Source organism: Mucilaginibacter sp. P4_A11, assembly GCF_056402535.1.
The window spans coordinates 1-17248 of sequence record NZ_JBFUHE010000030.1 but is presented as its reverse complement, the minus strand read 5'-3'; the positions used below and the strand labels follow the sequence as shown (position 1 = coordinate 17248).

Here is a 17248-nt window from a genome sequence, read left to right as displayed (position 1 = left end):
GTTAAAAGCTATGAACCAGACAAGAACCACTCACAACTCACCCAATCAACCACTAACTATAAAATATTCAGGTGCCTATATCGGCGGTGTCTACCTCTTCCCATTCCGAACAGAGAAGTCAAGCCCGCCAGAGCCGATGGTACTGCGGTAAAACGTGGGAGAGTAGGTCGGTGCCGATCTTTATCACCTTAGATGGTGTAATAATGCAAAAGCCTTAGCTAATAACTAAGGCTTTTTGCGTTTATAAGATCTTTTCAAACCTACCTGACCCTGCATGTCTTGTAGAGCAGCTAACCTCGCAAATTCATAAGGCGAAGGAGCGATTTGGCTATCGTTACCCATGACATAATAAATGAAGGATGTTCCCGTCAGCAGGTAAGCTTCGGGTGAAAGCGGGCAGAACAATGGTGGTCTTGTGCGCGGGAAGGGGCATAGCAAGTTTTTGCAGAAGCGTAGGGAGCGCAGCGGGGCAAAATAATTGCAGCCCGTGGTTCTGTCCGGTTTGCAGGGCAAAGGCCTTGTGCGCAAAGCAGCCTACCTGCTGACTTGACTTTTTGGATACTTTTGTGTCAAGACAAACGGCGAAGCCTTCTTGAGCACCTAAAAAAATGAACAACAGCGAAAAACGTATCTGGCCCCGCGCGGCCAAGAGCGCGACGATGTAAGTCCATAGAACAAAGATCGTTGCCTGCCTGTCGGGGATTGCTTCGTACCTCGCAATGACGTTGTGGAGATGCCATTGCACCTTCAGCGTTCGACGGATTTAAACACTCAGACTGACGGGCCCTCTTTTGCTATTGATGTTCGGAGTCCAAAGGAAAGTGTCCTATACCTATGCCCGCGTTAGATAGAAGCGTTAAGCCCAGCTACACAAGGCATGCAGGCGCATGAGCGCATACGCCGGGCCGCAGGTAAAAGCTATGGTCGGAATAGCGCATACCCCCCATTTATCATTTATCGGTTTTTAATGAAGCATTCACTTTATTCTACACTAAGATATTCGATAGTGTGTTTCCGCAGCTTAGCAAAAAAAGAACGTTCGGTTATCAACTCTTTGTCAAAGGATTTGTTATAAAAAAGAACAGCGGTCACGATAGTAATACTAAATATAAAAGACAATATCATGTGGACAAAAGATATGAATAAAAAGATAGAGGGCGCTAAGGCGACAGGCGCTTATGCAATAGGCGCAGAGGCAATAGGCGCTGGTGTTACAGGAGCATTTGCATTGGGATGCATTGCGATAGGGTCGATCGCTATTGGTGCATTTTATCTTGGTCGTTTATCTGTTAAAAAGGCCTCGTTTGACCATATGCGTATTGGTAAGCTGATTATTGACGATCTGGAAATTACAGATGGTAAAATCAATGTTGAGGGACATTCTGATCCAAAAGGAATCTAACATATGAAAAAAGGCATGTTTGCAAGCGATGTATATTTTCGATAAACCTGTAGTGCGGATAAGTGGTGATAGCTTTGGTAATTCTGATCATTCAGGATATGGATGCGACAATGGCAGGGGAGTGGATGCAGTAGTGGTTGTTCACGTTGCTCTGCTCCAGGGTGTAGCGGTTGCAGCGGCCATTAACTTAATTAACTGCTTAACGCTTCAAAGATTTCGGCGCTAAGCAACCCGCTTCCTCCGCCAAAATGCTGAACTATTTTAATCTCCGGTTTTTGGGTGCAGAAGTGCGTGTTCAATTTACTTTCCGATGTTTCATCAACACCACCTCCCAGCAGTACCACTTTAAAGTCTTGTTTACTGAACGTCGCAATGGCTTCCTCATCGCTGAGGCAGCCTGTTGCGTTCCAGTCAGGGTTATTATTTACGAGTCTTACTACCGTGGCCAATATTTCGGGGTGACGGCCAATTACCAGAATCTGTGTCTTTTCCATGATTTTAAAATTTCATCGGTACATCTATCAACAAAAACTCAGCGTCTGTACCTGCTTCAATTGTAAACTTATCAGTATCCCAAATGCCTAAAGCATCACGGCTGCTTAATGTTTCGCCGTTGATAATTACTTCCCCGCTTAAGGCAAATGCGTAAACACCGTTGCCTTCTTTTTTAATCGAATATTCGGTATTTACACCCTTATCAAATTTACCCAGATGAAACCATGCATCCTGGTGGATCCATACGCCGGCATCATCAGGGTTTGGCGATAATATCTGTTGTAGTTTATTATGACGGTCTTCAAGATTCAACGAGATCTGGTCATAACGGGGTTCTACATTTCGTTTATTGGGGTAGATCCAGATCTGCAAAAATTTCACTTCGCTGGCACGGTCAAAATTATATTCACTATGGAAAATTCCGGTACCGGCACTCATGGCCTGGATATCGCCGTTTTTGATAACAGCAACATTGTTCATGCTGTCTTTATGCTCCAGATCACCTTCCAGAGGAATAGAGATAATCTCCATATTATCATGCGGATGTTTGCCGAAGCCCATTCCCGGGTCAACAGTATCATCATTTAATACCCGCAACGCACCGAAGTTCATCCGTTGCGGGTTATAATAACCTGCAAAACTAAATGATTGGTAACTGTGCAGCCATCCGTGGTCTGCATGTCCGCGGGTATTAGCTTTATGTAAAACGGTCTGTGCCATTGCTTGTTTCCTTTAAATTGTAATACAAAGTTAAGGGAGCTATGGCCGGTGGCACTTGATGTAGATTAAGAAAAACTGGTGAGTAGTTGATTGGGTGAGTGGAGAGTGGTTGAAAAATTGGTAAGTAGTTGATTGAATTGATTAAGTGAGTGAGAGTATCAATATCGCTGCAATTTAACTTCTCACCTAATCAAATCAATCAACCATTCACTCATCTCTTCCTCACCATCTCCCCCTTCATCCTGCTAAAAAACTCGGGAGTTACGCCAATGTAAGAGGCAATTTGTTTTTGAGGGAGATGATCGATCAGGGTAGGGTAGCGTTTGCAAAAGTTATTATAACGCTCTTCGGCAGTAAGGCTTAAGCTGTCGATCAATCTTTGCTGGCTGGCTACTAATGAGTTTTCGGTCAGGATTCTGAAAAAGTGCTCAAACTTAGGGATCTGCGTATACAACTTCTCCTGGTTTGCTTTTGAAAGCAGCAGCACATCGGTATCTTCCAGTGCTTCGATATTCTGAATCCCCGGCTTTTGCGAAATGAGACTGTACATGTCGGCTATCCACCAGTCGGCCGGTGCAAAACTTAGTACATGTTCGATACCGCTTTTATCTACCGTGTATCCCCGAAGGCAACCAGCTGTTACAAAAGCCGAATACTTACACACCTCGCCATATGTAAGCAAAAATTGCTTCCGCTTTACTTTTTTAGGCTGTAGATAGGCCGTGAAAATTTCCTGTTCTTCGCGGGTTAAATGGATGTGTTTTTCGAGATTGTTGAGTATCAGATTGAGCGGCATATGCAAAAATGTGTTTTATTTGGCTCATTACCGAGGGATGAACAATTAATATATCCTGTTTTTTACAGGTGTGGGGCATTTATTTAATAAATTTTAAATTAGCTTTATCAACTGCCAAATATGCCATGCCAAAATATGCGTATGTTATGCTTATAAAGCGGTATGGATAGCGAAAAATTATCAATATGATTGTGGATGGCTTTTAAACAAGGCCTGAAGCATAAACAAATAAACCTGGAGCGCATTACCAATTACTGCGTTAAATGATTTTAAAGATAAATTTTATGGTGAAAAATTATTTTTTAACGATCTGCCTGTTGGTTATTGTTGCTTCGTCTGTTAGTGCGCAACAGAAATTTAATGGCCTCGAAGTTGGGCTTGGTAATCTTTACCGTACATCCGACGCTAAAACACGGTCTATCAGTCCTGAAAACTTTACTGGAGAGAAAGGTAAAGGGGGAATGGCCACAACCGGCACCGGTGCTAATGCCTCACGCGATCTGGGCCAGACCTGGAAAGTAAGTCCAAGTGTTGTCATCAAAAAGCATACAACTTTTACTGTTGCCGAAATCAATGGCTCCGGTGCTATTCAGCACATCTGGATGACACCTACCGGAAACTGGCGTTATTCTATACTTCGTTTTTATTGGGATGATGAAACTACCCCCTCGGTAGAAGTACCCGTAGGCGATTTCTTTTGCATGGGATGGGGCAAATATGCACCTGTTCAGTCGCTGGCCGTGGCGGTTAACCCGGGCAGTGCTTTCAATTGTTACTGGCCAATGCCGTTCCGTAAAAAATGCCGCATTACTATGGAAAACATAGATGATGTCGATATGGTACTATATTACCAGGTTGATTATACTTTGACAGATGTACCCGAAGATGCAGGTTATTTCCATGCACAGTTTCGCCGGGTAAACCCCCTACCTTATAAAAAGGATTATGTTTTGGTGGATAGTATTAAAGGTAAAGGACAATATGTTGGTACGTATATAGCTTATGGTTCCAACAAAAATGGCTGGTGGGGCGAAGGAGAGATCAAATTTTTTATGGATGGCGACACCAAATTTCCCACCATAAACGGCACCGGCACTGAAGACTATTTCTGCGGATCATATGATTTTGATACCCACCACAAGGATGCCGATGGCAAGGAGCAACCTGGTACTGAATATACTGAGTTTTGCAGTCCTTACAGCGGTTTGCCGCAGGTGATCCGCGGTGATGGGCATTATAATATTGCACAACGCTTCGGCTTGTACCGCTGGCACATTGTTGACCCTATCCGCTTTGAAAAAAGTTTAAAAGTTACCATACAAGCTTTGGGCTGGCGGCATGATGGCCGATACATGCCCTTGCAGGACGATATCGCTTCAACAGTTTTTTGGTATCAAACCGGCGAACATGGTGCATTCCCTAAATTTCCCTCAAAAGACGAACTGGAAGTAAACTGATGAAACTATATAAACTGGCAAAAGGCAGCTTATTGCAGCATAATAATTCATCATATATTATTGATGATGAATGGGATAAACTAATCAATCGTGATGATTTGGCCGCTTATTTGGAGTCGATCACTACCGATACCACGGCCTTAAGTGCCGACGTGGAAGCTGAACACTTAAACGGCAAAATATTACCACCGATAGGTACCCAAGAGGTATGGGCTGCAGGTGTTACTTATTTACGTAGCCGCGATGCCCGCATGGAAGAGTCGGAGACTGGTGCGAGCCTGTATGATAAGGTTTATGACGCGCCGCGCCCAGAACTTTTTTTCAAGGCGCTTGCTCATCGTGTTTCCGGTCACAATGGCGAGGTTTACATCCGCAAAGATTCGGAATGGAACGTGCCCGAACCAGAACTTACCTTGTTTATTAATACAGCGGGAAATATCCAGGGCTACACTATTGGTAATGATATGAGTTCGCGCAGTATTGAAGGCGAAAATGCGCTGTACCTGCCACAGGCCAAAGTATATGAAAAGAGCGCAGCGCTTGGGCCTTGCCTTTATGTTACTTCATCGCCAATTCCCGGCGAAACGGTGATCAGTATGAACATTAAGCGCGCGGGTGAACTGGTTTTTGAAGATGAAACAACCGTATCCCGCATTAAACGCTCCTTTACCGAGTTGACCGGCTACTTATATAGTGAATGCGATTTCCCTAACGGATGCTTTTTAATGACGGGTACCTGCCTGATACCACCGCCAAGCTTTACACTGCAAGCCGGCGATGTAGTTGAGATCAGCATTGATCATATCGGCACTATGGTGAATGTGATTGGCCTAAACCCTAAACATAAATAACCGGCAGCATGCAGCTTTTAAAAAAGTCATTAGTTTTGCTGCTTGCGGGTTTGGGCTCGTGTACTATGTATGTACCACCTATGAAAGGAACTTTTGGCCATGATCTTGATTTTTTAAAAGCAAAGGATAGTGTTATCGTTTTAAAAGATAATAGCGGCTTAGGCCAGGTTATCGTATCGCCTAAATACCAGGCCAAGGTTTTTACTTCAACGGCTGATGGTTTAAACGGCAAAAGCTTCGGCTGGATCAAATATGAAACATTCGATCTGAAACAGTCCGATCCGCATATGAACGCCTTTGGGGGTGAAGACCGCCTGTGGCTTGGGCCGGAAGGCGGGCAGTTTTCGCTGTTCTTTAAACCCGGTACCAAAATGGAGTTTGCCAACTGGCATACACCTGCCGCTGTTGATAACGAAAGCTGGGAGCTGGTTTCATCTTCAGATAAAAAGGTATCCATGAGCAAAAGCACGCACCTGCAAAATTATGCTGGTACCGATTTATCGATTAAGCTGGAGCGCGATATAGAAATCATAGAGCCGGAAGCAATAAGAAAGACACTTGGGATTGATGCTGACAGCACCATAAAATCAGTAGGCTTCAATACAGTAAATACAATTATTAATGCCGGTGATAAAGCCTGGGATAAAGCTACAGGCGCACCTTGCTTATGGAATTTAGATATGTTTACCCCGTCGCCAAAAGTGGTGATTGTAGTACCATACAATGAAAATACAACAGGTAAAGTGGCTACCACCAATTATTTTGGCGAGATCTCCAAAGATAGAATCACCTATAAAAATGGGATCCTATTATTCAAAGCTGATGGCAAAAGCCGGGGTAAACTCGGTATCCCGCCCAACCGTGCAAAAAATATGGCCGGTAGCTATGATGCCGAAAACGAGGTTTTAACCATAACTGTTTTTGATGTAGATAGCGCGGCATCCTACTTAAACCAGGAATGGAAAACAGATACAGCACCTTATAGCGGTGATGCGGTAAATGCTTATAACGATGGCCCGCTGGCCGACGGTAAACAGATGGGGCCTTTTTATGAGATAGAAAGCGTATCGCCAGCCGCGTTCCTGAAACCCGGCGAAAAGCTTACGCATAAACATAGCGTATTTCACTTTACAGGTAATAAAGCCGCATTAAATAAAATTGCATTAAAAACGCTGGGAATCTCCCTTGATGATATTTCAGCAACATTTAAATAACAGATCAAATATATAATCAACCATAAACACTAATGTCAAAAAACAACGCCCTGTTCGCAGTAGCATTAATTACTTCCCTGTTCTTTATCTGGGGATTTGCACTCAATCTTAACCCGATATTAATTCCGCACTTAAAAAAAGCTTGCCAGCTTAATGACCTTCAATCATCATTGATTGATTCGGCTTCATATATAGCCTATTTCATATTGCCTATTCCGGCTGCGCAGTTCATGAAAAAATATGGCTACAAGGGAGGGATCATTTTAGGTTTGATACTTTTTTCTACAGGTGCATTCCTGTTTTTCCCGGCTGCAGCTGTACGTAATTATTCGTTCTTTTTAGCTGCACTGTTCATCGTGTTCTCGGGAGCTGCGTTTTTGGAAACCGCTGCTAATCCTTATATCACTGTATTAGGCGATCCGGCAGGGGCTGAAAGGAGGATCAATTTCTCTCAATCATTTAACGGTCTGGCAGCAACACTGGCACCACTTATTGGCGGTAAGTACATCTTATCGGGAAAAGTTTTAACTGATGCAGAATCGAGCAAAATGTCTCCTGATCAATTGAACGAATATCTTAACCACGAGGCCTCATCTGTACAATTACCATTTATAGTAATTGGTATAGCAGTGCTTATTGTAGCGTTTTTAATTTACCGCACGCATTTTCCACCTATTGTTGAAGAAACAGGTGAAGATGCTATGAATGACAATAGGCCATTAGGTACCCGTATAGCCGAGCTTTTGAAAATTAAAAGCCTGAGGGCTGGTATTTTCGCCGAGTTTTTGTACGTAGGTGCGCAGGCTGGTGTAAGCAGTTTCTTTATTCGCTATTCCGAAAAAGTTGCCGGTTTTGCCGAAAAGCCAGCTTCTTATTATCTTACCATAGCTTCGGCCGGTTTTATGGCGGGTAGGTTTATAGGTACTTTGCTAATGCGTTATTTTAATCCGGTAAAACTGCTTATCACCTATGCTATCATCAATATATTCCTGATAGCAATGGCAGTTACTTTGCATGGCGAAGTAGCTGTTTACGCTTTGATGTGTACCTGGTTCTTCATGTCCATCATGTTCCCCACCATATTTTCATTAAGTATCCGCGGCCTTGGCGCTAAAACCAAGTTGGGGTCATCACTGGTGATTATGGGTATTGTGGGTGGGGCTATATTCCCAGTGATTATGGGCAGGGTATCCGATGCTACACATAGCATTCAATGGGCTTACGTTGTACCGGGATTTTGTTTCCTGGGCATTTTGATATTTGCCATTAATAATCATAAAGTTAAAAAACTCGCTATATCGGGTTCTCATTAATATATCTATCATACTAAAAAAATGAATTTACAACTTACAGATAAGGTAATTATAGTTACCGGCGGGGCCAAAGGCATAGGCGAGGGCATAGTGAAAGTGTTAGCTGCTGAAGGCGCTATCCCGGTTATTGTAGGCAGGAGTGAGGCAGATAATCTGAAAGTGGTTCAGGCTGTTGAAGCAGCAGGCCATAAAGCGTACCAAGTGGTGGCCGAACTTACCGATCCCAAAGCAAGCGAAAATGCGGTGAGTGAAGTAGTAGCTAAACTGGGCCGCATAGACGGATTAGTGAACAACGCCGGTGTAAACGATGGCGTTGGTTTGGAAAGCGGCGATTACGAAGGCTTCATTGCTTCCCTGCATAAAAATATGGTACATTACTACCTGATGGCCCACCATACCTTGCCCGAACTAAAAAAATCAAAAGGTGCTATCCTCAACATTACCTCAAAAACAGCCGATACCGGCCAGGGGCATACTTCAGGTTACGCGGCATCAAACGGCGGACGTAACGCGCTTACCCGCGAATGGGCAGTTGAATTGCTGAAATATGGTATCCGTGTAAATGCGCTGGTAGTAGCTGAATGCTGGACGCCACTTTACGCCAACTGGATCAAAACCCTGCCCGATCCTGAAGCAAAACTGAAAGAGATTGAAGCGAAAATTCCGTTGGGCAACCGCATGACCACATCCGAGGAAATCGCCAACACCGTAGCGTTTTTATTGTCGCCTTTATCAAGCCATACCACCGGTCAGTTAATTTATGTTGATGGTGGTTATGTGCATTTGGACAGGGCGCTGGCAAACGCGTAAGCGAACCCATAAAAAAAGCGCCCTTGAGGACACGGACGCCGGGATATGATTTGAATCAGACTTACGAAGTTTCAAAAACTTCGTAAGTCTTAGTATTCCGTTGGCTACAACGAAAACCCCTTCATATTCTCCTTCCCTTCTGTGCCCCAATTTTTCATTGCATTTTGCAGTACGGTGATAAAGCCTTTATTGGTAGCTGCTTTGCCTTTTTTAGGTGCTGTAATCGACTTTTCATCTACAGGCTGTTCAGTTACTTTGGTGGCAAACCACGTTACATTTTCATGCGGCAGGGCCACTCCTAATATCATGCCCGGCAAGCCATTAAATGATTCCGGACCGCCGGAAACCGGGATCTCATCGGTGTAAAAAGCTACCACATAAATTGAATCAAGGATGAGGCCGTTTGCCCTGCGGCAGGTATAACCTGCTATATCGCGTGTTTCGCCGGTTAGTTTCCATTTAATATGGCGCGTGGTATCCTTAACTAAAAAAGTTTCTTCAAATACTGTCTTCTGGCTGGTGCTTATGCCAGCATTAAAATCGGTAAATATCGTATTGTTCTGTGCCGCCATAGGCTGATCTTCCCAATAGTTACCTGTAGGGCTTTCAGGTTCAATAGGCGTAAATAATGTTTGGTTATTGCCAAATTTTAATGCGCTTTTCAAAACCTTAAACTGTGGCTTGTTTTTTTTGTACTGATCATACATAGGCTGATACCAGGTTTCATTATCCTTATTGATCAGCTTTTGCAGCAGCGCCCACATATTTGAAGTTTTATCGTACTCAATGGTGCCGTGAAATGTAAAGTGCTTATTACCCTGCGCCAGTAAAAGGTTTGCGCTGAGTATCAGTATGGATGTTATGGTTAAAATCTTTTTCATGATAGGTTATTTTTTAGGTGCACCGCCTCCAACTTTGTTAAAATCCCAGGTTAATGAAAACATAAAATATCTTCTGATAGTGGTATAACGTTCTTGGGTAATTATGTTTGATGCACCGGTACGGTTATAGCCGGTATTTTGATTTAACAGGTCATTGCCCGAAATGGAAGCTTTTAGCGCATCTTTAAAAAATGTGCGCGCGATATTGGCATTTAGCAGGAAGCGCCTAAAATCCTGATCCGGAAAAGATTTTGTTGGGGCGTTATAAGTATAGTTGCCATCCGACCCAATCTGGAATTTTCCGGGAAGATAAATGTTAAAACCTCCGTTGGCATTAAACCCACGTCCGTTGTTATTCAGCGTGGCATTTAATGATGACGAATTGATGGTATATGTAGGACCTGCAGAAATCCAGGCATCGTATTTTTTCTCTTTATATTTAGAAAGCCGGATACTTCCCGAGTAGTTATAGGATTTGGTTTTGTTAAGCGTATCGTTCTGAAAGTTATAATAACCACTACCATTAGCCGATAGCTCGAAGCCTGCGTTAATATCTATTCCAGGTATTTTTCTTTCAAAATAACTATTGGCCCAAAAAGTACTGGTTGAGTGGTTTTTTAAATTTGATGGCTTATAAGTAATAATACCGGAGGTATCCCGTACGGCATTGGTTACAATAGGATTGCTGGTTGTTGAATACGAACCGCTGATCCAGATATATTGATTGCTGATAACTTTGTATGAGTTATAGCTAATGTTATAACGATTGGTGAAAGACGGCTTCAAGTCTGCGTTACCTGTTTGTATGTTCAACCTATCATTATTGATACGAACGGGTTGGATCTGATCGATACTGGGTTGCGAAGTATTACCATTATAGCTTAAGCGGATGCTTGATTGCTTGGTAAACTTATACTGGAAGCTGGCCTGAGGATACCAGTTGGTAAAATTACGCGTTAAATCAGGCATACTGCTAAATTCATCAATCTGCTTAAACTTAACGCCTGCTATCTTGGTACCAAAGTTGAATGTGAATTTTTGTTTCTGAATGTTAAAAACTGCTCCACCCTGGTTTGATAATTGGTTCAGTTTATAATCGCTGCTATAAATACTATCTAAAACCGAGTAAGCGGTAGCCGTACTGGTTGGTTTGTTAAAGCTGCGCCTATCGTTAGTGGCGTTGTTTACAGATATGGCATAACTTAATGCCAACGTAAAATCCTTAGCCAGGGGCTCGGTATAAGTTATGTTGGTATTAATATTGGTACTTTGGATTTTATTAGCCTTGTATTGATCTGTAGTACTATCCCTTGAAAACTTACCCGAATCGTAATAACCAAGAGTGGATTTCAGAAAGCCTTTCGAATCGCTTTGGTTGAGGCTGGTTTTAAAGTTTACCGATAATGTGCGGCTTTTCTTTTTAAATTTTTTGGTATAAAAGGCGCTGGCATTAAATACCTTGCCATCAACGTTGGCGCTATTGTCCTGATTGTTGGTATTGGTAAGATTTCCATTTAAAAGACGGTTTTGTGTTTGGAACGAGCTTTTGGTATCGCTGTGTCGTAAAGTTCCATCGGCGGTAACTTTCAGGTTCTGCATCGAGTCTATCTTTACCTGGTAATTCAAGTCGAGCTTTTGTCGAAATAAGTAATTGTGATTTGTCTGATCGGTATTAACAGTTGTAACATTCCCCGGAAAGTTATTTAGTTGCTGGATGTTTTTGGTACCATCAACAGTAAGCGAACCTATTTTATAATTGGCGTTTAATGATTCCTTATCGCCATTCCATTTAGTATCGTAATGAACTCCACCTGTACGTGCTATCGGTTTACCTTCGCCATCATAGCGACCACTAAAACTATCAAGATCATCGCCACCTCCGCTAAAGAAGTAAAAACCGCCGTCGTCGCTCATTTCCATACCATTGCCACCTCCGTATTTGTTACTATCTTCCCAACCCAAGCCAGTTTTGCCGTTATTTCCTATTGTACCATAAACCGAAAACTTTTGTTTGCCCTGAAAGCGGTTAAATAAGGCCTGGCCCTGGTAATAGCCATCGGTACCTATACCGCCGTCAAGCTTGCCAAAGTAGCCGTTCTTTTTATCTTCTTTAAGTTTAATGTTAATGGTTTTATCCTTCACGCCGTCATCAATACCTGTAAAGGCTGCCTGATCGCTCTTCTTATCGTATAGCTGAACTTTATCCACCATATCGGCACGCAGGTTTTTGGTAACGAGGGTTGGGTCATCGCCAAAAAACTCTTCACCATCAACCAGTACTTTTTTTACTGTCTGGCCTTGTGCTGTTATCTTGCCGTCTTTATCCACTTCAATCCCCGGAAGTTGTTTCAGCAGGTCTTCCACTTTTGAGTTGGGTTGGATATTGTAGGCTGCCGGGTTAAATTCGGTAGTATCGCCTTTAATTTTGATGGCAGCAGCTTTACCTTTTACAATAACTTCCTGTAAAAGCCTTTCTTTAAGTAACATGCTGATCCGGCCAAAATCGTGCGTGGTATGCACCGAATCTAATGTAAAACGTTCTACAAAGTCGGCATAACCAGGGTAGGTTGCGAGTACTATAAATTTACCCCTACTTAAATTGTTAATGGTAAATGTGCCATCTTCTTTAACGCGGGTGAATTTTTGAAGAATGGAATCTTTAGCGGTAATAACGCTGATACTGGCGTTTGCTAATTTGGAATTGGCAACGGTATCGGCTAACGTGCCTTTAATGCTGTAATTGGTTTGCGCTGATAAGTTTGTTGCGCCCACAAAAAATAGTAGCAGTCCAATAATTGTGATTTTCATAAGGTCGATTATGAAAGCCAAAATATAACTAAATAGTTAGTTGTGCAAGGCATTTAACACTTTATACTGTAGATTTAACATTTCATCGCCAAAATTTAACATTTGGTCGCGGTTCAATGTGTTAAAATATCGGGACGATAGCATGGCGCAGACCGGCCGGAGGCCGGCGATAGCTGCCACCGGAAAAAGGCCAGCGATGGCAGCTTCTTTTATGTCAATTTATTTATACCTCAACGTCTCAATCGAATCGAGCTTTGAGGCCTTTCGCCTCGGAAACTTTAATGCGCTTGTGTAAAAAAATACGCTTGATCAATTAACGCCAAGATATTTAGTAAAATAGATATAACAGCAACAAATCGTTGCCGAAATGATGGAAATCTTCCTCGTTTGATACCCGAAAAAATGCATATTTTAGCACATTATTCTAACCTGTAGCGCTGTCCGGTCAGCGAGTTTAAACATGTATTTTAAATGGCGAAAAAAAGTAATGTTTTAATGCTTTCAAAAATAGCATATAAGATTATATTGCTTTTTATGATTATTCTGTCTGCAATCAAAAGCAGAGGTCAGGGGTTGCAGTTCGGTTCAAACGATAGCTTGATGAGCAAGCGCACCTCGTACGAGGTTTTTAAAAAGGATTTGCCAACCTTTCATGATCGCCTGGTTATTGGTTTTGACCTATCGCTGTGGGACAACCAGCATCTGGGTTATATTCTGAACTTAACCGACGATCAAGGCAATTCATATAGTTTGAGTGCTATTTACAACCAGGGTTCGTTCCTCAATTTTAATATCGACAGCAGGAGCAATAAGCTCAGCATTCCTCTTCCTGGCGCTCTGCTGAAGCGACGTAAATGGTTTAAGGTGATCGTTGACCTTGATCTTAAAGGCGATAAAGCAGGCATCTCTGTAAATGGAAAATGGTATCGGGCAACAGGATTAGGTTTTAACGGCAAAATAACCGCAAAGATCACCTTTGGAAAAAACGAACATTATTCGGATGTGCCCAACATGGCCATCAAAAATCTGGTTGTTAGTAACGATGATAAAATCTATACCTTCCCGCTTAGTGAATGGACCGGCAACGATGTTTCAACCAATGGTGGTGATAACCTTGGGCATGTTGATAACCCGGCATGGCTTATCAACGAATCATATTTTTGGAAGCAAAAGTTCATGCACACTTTTAATGAAGTTGCGGGAATCAACTTTAATGAAAAAAGTGAACAGTTCTTTATCTTCAAAAGTGATTCCCTGATATTTTATGATGCCGGGAATGATGCAACAGGGGCAAAGGCATTCAAAAGTAAACTGGCCGTGCCTTTGCACCTGGGCAAAAGCATTGTAAACCTTAAGGAGAATAAATGCTATTTATATGAAGTGCTCAGGGCCCCGCAGCCTGCCCCAAGTATTGCTTCTTTTAACCTCGACAGCCTCACCTGGGATTTTTATGGCAAGTCGACCATAACGGAGCAAAGGCATCACCACAATATTTTTTACGATAAGGATTTTAATAACTTTTACCTGTTTGGTGGGTACGGCTCTTTTAAATACTATAATAACTTTTTTAAATACGATAAAGCCACCGATAGCTGGCAACAGCAAAGCTTTACCGGCGATAGGATCAATCCCCGGTTTTTTTCGGCAGCAAGTACTGCTGATCAAAACAACGATGTTTACATTTTTGGCGGTTACGGCAACCAGTCGGGCAACCAGGTAGTAGGTGGGATTCACTATTATGACTTGTACCGGGTTAACCTCGGCAATCACACCATTAAAAAACTTTGGGAGATCAAACCGGACGAAGAAGCATTTGTGCCGGCTAATAATCTCATCGTTTCAAAAGATAAGCAGTTCTTCTACGTGTTATGCTATCCGCATGAACGCCCTAAAACGAGCTTACGCCTGTATAAATTTTCAATAAAAGATGGTTCATACCAGGTAGTAAGCGGTACCATCCCTGTAGTCTCTGAACGCATAGAAACAGATCATAACCTGTTTTACAATGCTAAGCAGGACGTGTTTTACTGTACTACCCAGGAATTTGAAACTCCCTCGCGATCTACCATAAAAATCTTTGCACTTACCGCCCCACCTGTAAGCCAGGAGGCTTATATGGCAGCCCATGAACCCCCAAAAAGATCGTTTACATTATACAGGATATTAGGGGGAGCGTCAGCATTAGTGTTGCTATGTGGTATTGTGGTATTTTTCCTCAGGCGAAAGAAAGATGAGGAGGAGCCAATACCAGTTGAAAACGAAGAAACGATTATCGAAGAGACAGAGAAAACGGAGGCTGGCAACAAGGCCAACGCTGTTTACCTGTTAGGCGAGTTTGCTGTTTATGATAAAAATAAGCGGGACATTACTTACCTTTTCAGCCCTAAGATCAAGCAGCTGTTCATTCTTATACTATTAAATAGCCGTGAAAAAAATGGGGTAGTATCTAAAAAGATCTCTACTACGTTGTGGCCCGATAAGGATGTGGTTAAAACCAAAAATATCCGGGGAGTAACCATCAATCACCTGCGTAATATCCTTTCGGATATCGAGGGACTGGAGCTTGCCTTTTTGAATGACACCTACAGTTTCATCATTACCGAAGGTTTTTATTGCGATTACTTTGTAGTGAGGGATTCCCTAAAGCAAATCAACGGCAGTGAACCGGCTATATTCAATCATTTTGACCTGGTGGCCCGTGGCGGACTGTTGCAGCATATCCCTGAAATTTGGCTTGATGATTTTAAGCAGGAATATGAGGAAGCGCTGATGCCTGTTATTTTGCCGGTGATAAAAAAGGTTTATGATGCCTTTGATTATAAAAAGGCACTGGAGATTTCCCGCATTGTACTGAGTATCGATCCTTTCAACGATATCGGGATCAAATTTAAACTTAAGGCTTTGCGCCGTACCAAAGGCATTGAACATGCCCGGAAAATTTACGAGGAGTTTAGTGCCGAATATGAGAAATCATTAGGCGAAGTGTATCCCGTTCCTTTCGAAAAGATCTGTTCTAACAAGGCCGACCAGCGCTGAGCATAAATTTAAATGCCTGTTAATTAATATGTTTTTGAGTAAAATGAATGTTTTATGAATATATTCTACTAAATATATAGATTTAATAGAATATTTATATATTTGCAACAGATTAGTTTGTAAATGGGGTTCATTTTAAACTAAATGGCAGGTGCTGGCCGGCAGCAAACGGATGGTTCGATTCCACCCCTGCATCTCTTCTCTTCTCATGATTTATGTTTTATAATTGGTTAGCAAAAAGAGTATTCCTGCCCATCAGGAGCTCTTTTGCCTTTTTGAAGAATTTTTAATATTATTCATAACAACATAAAAGGGGGGGCATACTTAGCCCGTCGAAGCATCGCGGGTGGGCCTCGCCGTACGAGTCTTCGAAAGGCTACCCGTGACATATTTAAAAAGCGGTTGTCATTCTGAGCGATAGCGAAGAATCTTCTTCAATATGCAGAGTCGCTATACAGGGCGAAGAGGATCCTTCGTTCCTCAGGATGACAATAGGAGTTAATGTCATTTCACCTTCAAAGGCCCTGGATTTAAAGACTCAGACTGACAGGCCCTCCTAATGGGTTGTTTGAAATTGCCCTTTGCGAATTATTTTCTCGCAGAGGCGCGAAGACGCAAAGGTTTTTCTTTGTGAGTAACCACCGGGGAAATTCTGAAAAAAGCCGTGATGACGTAGAAATATATTTTAGCGGTGGTGTTCAGGGGCCGCGTTAATGATAATAGCGGATACCGTCCGTTAGCCAACGGATAATGCCTGTGCAGTATGAGCGGATAAGTATGAGCGGATAGCACGGGCCGCAGGCAACGCACATATTTATAAATCGATCAGAAAGTATACTTAATAATCAACAATTTAAAATCACATCATTATAAGCTTTGATTGCAGGCATTTACAATCAGCTACTTGTCAATCAATTATTTGTATATAAAATAAACCTTACTCTAAACTGTAAAACTTTATTGAATCAATTTCCTTCGACTTTCACAATTCCACGGCGTTTCAACCTGCAACCATAGATAGAAGTGCAAATTTTAACCTAAACAACCGTTAAATCATACTTTACGGGATAAAATACTTATTAAAAAAATTTAAAAAGTTCTTTTAATTCAGATTATGTTTTATTAAGTTTGTGTTGATAATGCACAGCTTATTATTATACGCACTTTACTTTACCCTCATGTCGGTGAGGATAAACTTTTTTGTTAATTGGTTTGATAAAAATCCTCGCCCAGGCGGGGGTTTTTTGTATAACGACTTTTTTAAACTTTAACATATAACACATAGGTTCTGAACAAATTATGGCACGATTAAATTTATTGGAAGAGACGCGTTACGAGAAGTTACCAGTAAGCGTATACAGCAACCAGCACGAAGCCTCGGTGGCGGTGGCGAACCGGATAGCAGATCTGATCCGCGCAAAACAAGCCAAAGGCGAAAAAGCGGTATTGGGCCTCGCTACAGGGG

The 17248-nt window shown here is 42.2% G+C and carries 12 protein-coding genes, 1 rRNA gene and 1 pseudogene; 9 read left to right on the top strand and 5 right to left on the bottom strand.

The annotated features are described in order from the left end of the window. Positions 1-67: 67 nt before the first annotated feature. Both rrf and AC1DUD_RS30690 read left to right on the top strand, forming a co-directional pair. Positions 68-179 (top strand): 5S ribosomal RNA (gene rrf, locus AC1DUD_RS30695). Between the two features lie 944 nt (positions 180-1123). Beyond that, on the top strand, positions 1124-1402 hold the full coding sequence (locus AC1DUD_RS30690) for a hypothetical protein (RefSeq protein WP_477381694.1): 279 nt from the start codon (positions 1124-1126) through the stop codon (positions 1400-1402). A 191-nt stretch (positions 1403-1593) separates the two neighbouring features. Here AC1DUD_RS30690 and AC1DUD_RS30685 read toward each other — a convergent pair whose 3' ends face one another. The 3 genes from AC1DUD_RS30685 to AC1DUD_RS30675 form a co-directional block, all read right to left on the bottom strand. Further along, positions 1594-1896 (bottom strand): hypothetical protein, encoded by a 303-nt coding sequence (locus tag AC1DUD_RS30685; protein WP_477381692.1) that lies wholly within the window; start codon positions 1894-1896, stop codon positions 1594-1596. A 4-nt stretch (positions 1897-1900) separates the two neighbouring features. Next, complete coding sequence (locus tag AC1DUD_RS30680) at positions 1901-2617, bottom strand: pirin family protein (RefSeq protein WP_477381690.1); 717 nt, start codon at positions 2615-2617, stop codon at positions 1901-1903. 211 nt (positions 2618-2828) lie between these two features. Further along, a complete protein-coding gene (locus AC1DUD_RS30675; RefSeq protein WP_477381688.1) occupies positions 2829-3413 on the bottom strand; it encodes a Crp/Fnr family transcriptional regulator in 585 nt (194 codons plus the stop codon). 284 nt (positions 3414-3697) lie between these two features. Between AC1DUD_RS30675 and AC1DUD_RS30670 the strand changes: the two genes are divergently transcribed. The 5 genes from AC1DUD_RS30670 to AC1DUD_RS30650 are packed head-to-tail and all read left to right on the top strand — an operon-like array spanning position 3698 to position 9058. Further along, positions 3698-4870: a glycoside hydrolase family 172 protein gene (locus tag AC1DUD_RS30670; protein WP_477381686.1), complete on the top strand. Its 1173-nt coding sequence runs from the start codon at positions 3698-3700 to the stop codon at positions 4868-4870. Next, on the top strand, positions 4870-5721 hold the full coding sequence (locus tag AC1DUD_RS30665; RefSeq protein WP_477381684.1) for a fumarylacetoacetate hydrolase family protein: 852 nt from the start codon (positions 4870-4872) through the stop codon (positions 5719-5721). Before AC1DUD_RS30670 ends, AC1DUD_RS30665 begins: the two co-directional genes overlap by 1 nt. An 8-nt stretch (positions 5722-5729) precedes the next feature. Continuing rightward, positions 5730-6935 carry a DUF6786 family protein gene (locus tag AC1DUD_RS30660; protein ID WP_477381682.1) on the top strand — a complete coding sequence of 402 codons (1206 nt, stop codon included), beginning with the start codon at positions 5730-5732 and terminating at the stop codon, positions 6933-6935. Positions 6936-6967: 32 nt separating this feature from the next. Then, positions 6968-8248 carry an L-fucose:H+ symporter permease gene (gene fucP, locus AC1DUD_RS30655; protein WP_477381680.1) on the top strand — a complete coding sequence of 427 codons (1281 nt, stop codon included), beginning with the start codon at positions 6968-6970 and terminating at the stop codon, positions 8246-8248. Positions 8249-8269: 21 nt separating this feature from the next. Beyond that, positions 8270-9058 carry an SDR family oxidoreductase gene (locus tag AC1DUD_RS30650; protein WP_477381678.1) on the top strand — a complete coding sequence of 263 codons (789 nt, stop codon included), beginning with the start codon at positions 8270-8272 and terminating at the stop codon, positions 9056-9058. A 104-nt stretch (positions 9059-9162) separates the two neighbouring features. Here the strand turns inward: AC1DUD_RS30650 and AC1DUD_RS30645 are convergent, their stop codons facing one another. Together AC1DUD_RS30645 and AC1DUD_RS30640 are read right to left on the bottom strand one after the other, a co-directional pair. After that, positions 9163-9939 carry a GLPGLI family protein gene (locus AC1DUD_RS30645; protein WP_477381676.1) on the bottom strand — a complete coding sequence of 259 codons (777 nt, stop codon included), beginning with the start codon at positions 9937-9939 and terminating at the stop codon, positions 9163-9165. Positions 9940-9945: 6 nt separating this feature from the next. Further along, positions 9946-12747: an outer membrane beta-barrel family protein gene (locus AC1DUD_RS30640; RefSeq protein ID WP_477381674.1), complete on the bottom strand. Its 2802-nt coding sequence runs from the start codon at positions 12745-12747 to the stop codon at positions 9946-9948. Between the two features lie 600 nt (positions 12748-13347). On the opposite strand from AC1DUD_RS30640, the gene AC1DUD_RS30635 reads away from it, so the two are divergent. Continuing rightward, entirely contained in the window at positions 13348-15783 is a 2436-nt protein-coding gene (locus AC1DUD_RS30635; protein ID WP_477381672.1) for a Kelch repeat-containing protein, read from the top strand. Positions 15784-17082: 1299 nt separating this feature from the next. Beyond that, positions 17083-17248 (top strand): annotated as a pseudogene (locus tag AC1DUD_RS30630) (glucosamine-6-phosphate deaminase); the annotation flags it as partial.

Coding starts and splice junctions, on each gene's coding strand:
- AC1DUD_RS30690 (WP_477381694.1), top strand. CDS start 1,124: ATGTGGACAAAAGATATGAATAAAAAGATAGAGGGCGCTAAGGCGACA.
- AC1DUD_RS30685 (WP_477381692.1), bottom strand. CDS start 1,896: ATGGAAAAGACACAGATTCTGGTAATTGGCCGTCACCCCGAAATATTG.
- AC1DUD_RS30680 (WP_477381690.1), bottom strand. CDS start 2,617: ATGGCACAGACCGTTTTACATAAAGCTAATACCCGCGGACATGCAGAC.
- AC1DUD_RS30675 (WP_477381688.1), bottom strand. CDS start 3,413: ATGCCGCTCAATCTGATACTCAACAATCTCGAAAAACACATCCATTTA.
- AC1DUD_RS30670 (WP_477381686.1), top strand. CDS start 3,698: ATGGTGAAAAATTATTTTTTAACGATCTGCCTGTTGGTTATTGTTGCT.
- AC1DUD_RS30665 (WP_477381684.1), top strand. CDS start 4,870: ATGAAACTATATAAACTGGCAAAAGGCAGCTTATTGCAGCATAATAAT.
- AC1DUD_RS30660 (WP_477381682.1), top strand. CDS start 5,730: ATGCAGCTTTTAAAAAAGTCATTAGTTTTGCTGCTTGCGGGTTTGGGC.
- fucP (WP_477381680.1), top strand. CDS start 6,968: ATGTCAAAAAACAACGCCCTGTTCGCAGTAGCATTAATTACTTCCCTG.
- AC1DUD_RS30650 (WP_477381678.1), top strand. CDS start 8,270: ATGAATTTACAACTTACAGATAAGGTAATTATAGTTACCGGCGGGGCC.
- AC1DUD_RS30645 (WP_477381676.1), bottom strand. CDS start 9,939: ATGAAAAAGATTTTAACCATAACATCCATACTGATACTCAGCGCAAAC.
- AC1DUD_RS30640 (WP_477381674.1), bottom strand. CDS start 12,747: ATGAAAATCACAATTATTGGACTGCTACTATTTTTTGTGGGCGCAACA.
- AC1DUD_RS30635 (WP_477381672.1), top strand. CDS start 13,348: ATGAGCAAGCGCACCTCGTACGAGGTTTTTAAAAAGGATTTGCCAACC.